Annotated in this window: 3 protein-coding genes and 1 tRNA gene; 1 reads left to right on the top strand and 3 read right to left on the bottom strand. The window is 61.7% G+C overall.

Annotated elements, in window-relative coordinates; translation table 11 throughout:
• The first annotated feature begins 14 nt into the window (after positions 1-14).
• A tRNA-Met gene (locus BW981_RS22135) sits at positions 15-91 on the top strand.
• Here BW981_RS22135 and BW981_RS22130 read toward each other — a convergent pair.
• The 3 genes from BW981_RS22130 to BW981_RS22125 all read right to left on the bottom strand — a co-directional run bounded on the left by BW981_RS22130 (position 48) and on the right by BW981_RS22125 (position 3,020).
• A complete protein-coding gene (locus BW981_RS22130) occupies positions 48-1,742 on the bottom strand; it encodes a recombinase family protein (protein ID WP_076443152.1) in 1,695 nt (564 codons plus the stop codon). The genes BW981_RS22135 and BW981_RS22130 overlap by 44 nt on opposite strands.
• 54 nt (positions 1,743-1,796) lie before the next feature.
• Entirely contained in the window at positions 1,797-2,054 is a 258-nt protein-coding gene (locus BW981_RS22855) for a hypothetical protein (RefSeq protein ID WP_139333910.1), read from the bottom strand.
• An 84-nt stretch (positions 2,055-2,138) separates the two neighbouring features.
• Positions 2,139-3,020: a hypothetical protein gene (locus BW981_RS22125; RefSeq protein WP_076443150.1), complete on the bottom strand. Its 882-nt coding sequence runs from the start codon at positions 3,018-3,020 to the stop codon at positions 2,139-2,141.
• Positions 3,021-3,134: the final 114 nt, after the last annotated feature.

Genomic DNA, 3,134 nt, shown 5'->3' with positions numbered 1-3,134 from the left:
GCCAAAAACGTTGACGCGGGGTGGAGCAGCCCGGTAGCTCGTCAGGCTCATAACCTGAAGGTCGTCAGTTCAAATCTGGCCCCCGCAACCACTGATGCAGACACTCCCGCGAGCCCAGCTCCGGGAGTGTTTGTTTTTGGAGCCTTCCCAAGGGCTTGCCGCTCCGTCCACTCCAGGATGGTCGCCAACTCTCCATGCAGCATCGCATAGACCTCGCCGCGCGCCGGGCCCGGCGTCAGCACGATCTTCTCGATCAGTATGCGAAGGGCCTCAGCGGCCTCGGCTCGCTCTTCTGACTGGTTCAGGGCTTCCGCCAGGGCTTCGATCTTTTGCGCGTAGATCGCCGCTGCGTTCGGCAGCAGGTCCGGCTTGTCCGCAGGCGCATCCGCGAGCAGGGCGGTCAGCTCCTGCTTGCGCGCTTCGAGCCCAGTCATCTTCGCCTTCATCGAAGGGTGATACATGCCATCGGCAATGGCCTCGACGATCTGTCCGATCTGCTTCTCCACCTTGCCGATCTCGACGCGCCAGGCGTCGCCATTGGCGCGCCGCTCGCGGTTCACCCTGTTGGTCTCCAGAGCATAGGCCCGCATCGCCTCCTCGACGACCTCCGGCGCCAGCATCCGGTCCTTCAGCCCGGCCACGACACGGGCCTCCAGGTCGATGCGCGGAATCGTACGGCTGTTGTCACAGGTCCCCTTGCCGACATGGTTCGAGCAGGCAAAGCGATCGGCGCCACGGAGGGCGTACGGGCCGCCGCAGCAGCCGCAGGCGATCAGGCCAGAGAGCAGCGATCGTGGCCGCCTCGCGCCATTGAGACGGTTCTGCCGGTGATGTTTCCGCACGCCCTCAGTGACCTTCGCAAACTTCTCGGCGATCTCGCTTTGGCGCGCTCGAGCTGCATGCCAGAGTTCGCCATCGACGATACGGAGCTCGGGGACGTCCTTCACGATCCAGTCCGTCTCCGGGTTCAGACGAGAGACACGCTTGCCGGTCTTGGGATCCTTGACATAGCGCAGCCGGTTCCAGATCAGCCGGCCGGCATAGAGCTCGTTGTTGACGATGCCGGTGCCGCGCTTCACATGGCCGCGAATCGTGGTGTCGCCCCAGGGCTTGCCGCCGGGACCGGAAATCCCCTCATCGTTCAGCGAGCGCGCGATCGTGCGCGGGGCGACGCCAGCAACGAACATCCGGAAAATGCGGCGTACGATCTCCGCCTCGCGCTCGTCAATCTTGCGGTGGCCTCGGACCGGTTCGCCGCGGCCATCGACCTGCTTCACCACCTTGTAGCCGAAGCAGAGCCCGCCGCCCGATTTGCCACCCTCGACACGCCCGCTCATGCCGCGCCGGGTCTTCTCGGCGAGATCCTTGAGGAAGAGTGCGTTCATCGTGCCTTTGAGCCCGACATGCAGCTCGCTGATCTCGCCCTCGGCCAGCGTGACGATCGGCACACGGGCAAACTTAAGGTGCTTGTAGAAGGTCGCCACGTCGGCCTGGTCGCGCGAAATGCGATCAAGCGCCTCTGCCAGCACGCGATCGAACACACCGGACTGGGCGTCCCGCAGCAGCATCTGGATGCCGGGCCGCAGGATCATGCTGGCGCCTGAAACCCCTGCGTCCTTGTAGGTGCCCACGACCTGCCAGCCCTCGCGCTTCGCCTGCTCCCGGCAGATCCGAAACTGATCGTCGATCGACGCTGCGCGCTGATGGTCCGACGAGTAGCGGGCGTAGATGGCGACGCGCATCGTCAGGATTCCATCGGGTGGGGGAGGAGCCTCAGCATGAAGCCGCTGCTTGGCTTAAGCAAGATCGATATCGCGGCCGCCCCCTTCAAGGAGTTGCCTTCCAATAGGGGGCGATGATCCCTCCGTCACATTCTCATGCTGCTCGCGCGCGATCTGGCGCCCCAGCAGGCGAGCCAGCCGAATGATGGCGTGCTCGGCCTTAGAAGAGACGACTTGGCGCCGATCGGGATCGGCGTTGATCGGCAAGCCCTCGCCGACGACTACAGCTTCGGAAGCTGGGGTACCCGGATTTGACTTCGGCCGTTTGGCCATGGCGACCTCCAAAGGGGAGGCCTTCCAAGTTCACCATGTTATCCAAGGGGGCTAGAGCCGAATCTGGGAACAACGCCCATGCACTCAGGCGAACTGCGTCGCTTGGAGTGCTTCGTCTTCCTCATCCTCCAGCTCTTCTTGAACCAACGTCCTGATGCCTGGACGATCGATCGCAACCTTCACGAGGCATCCGCTGCGGGCCGGAAACCCTCGAACTACCCCCTTGCATATCTTGGCCATCTGCTCCGCAAAATTCTCAACATCGCCGCAGACACTGTGCAGCCATTGAAAGATCATGTTTGATGGGCTGGTAAAAGGGTTCTCGCTGTCATCGCAGAGCTGCCGTAGTCGCTGCTCTTCGTAGATTTCGGCCATCCACATCGTGATATGGGTCTCGCGCCCCGCGTCGAGATCGGCGATCGCCATCGCCCAGTGACCCAGTGGGACCGCCCAATGCAGATCGTGCTGGATGAGAAACAGGTTCGTGCGGGCGTGCATCGAGACCATCAGCAATTTCTCGAGGGGCAGGTCCGTTATCCTCTGAAACTTGGCGGAGCCTGCGACCTCATGATGAATCCTTGGGACAGTGAAAGTCTCTGAGGTCGGATCGTCTTCATCGCAGTTAGGGAATTTGTCATCCCTGATGTTGAATCGCTCGATCAAGTTGCGACCGATCCGCCAGTGCTTGGTGCGGAAAAGAGAATAGAACGTCCATTTCAGCAGGTCTGTCCTGTGAGCCGTCAGAACCGTTTCCTTGTCGAGAACGTCATTTTCCGCGAATGGCGGGAGCGTTGCACTGTACAGCAGCAGCCGTTCTGACAGTGGGGCTCGCCAAGGGGAGGGCGCATTACGCAAAGCGGTGCTCGCTCGTTTTGCCCATCGTTCAAGTTTCACGTCGACCTTGAAGTTCTCAGCGCCGTCTTCGAGCAACTTCGCATTGACTGGAAGCCGAAGCAGATCACGCATTGGGCCGCGCAGATCCTTTAGCTGGACACCCGCAAGAACCTACCGCGCTTGCTGATTTTATGATTCCATCTCCCCTCGGCGCACGGGGCGGATTGCGATGGAACAGCGGTCGTT

The organism is Allobosea sp. TND4EK4 (assembly GCF_900156025.1).
Classification (GTDB): domain Bacteria; phylum Pseudomonadota; class Alphaproteobacteria; order Rhizobiales; family Beijerinckiaceae; genus Allobosea.
Note: the sequence above shows the minus strand (reverse complement) of the source record. Positions and strands in the feature narration are given on the sequence as shown.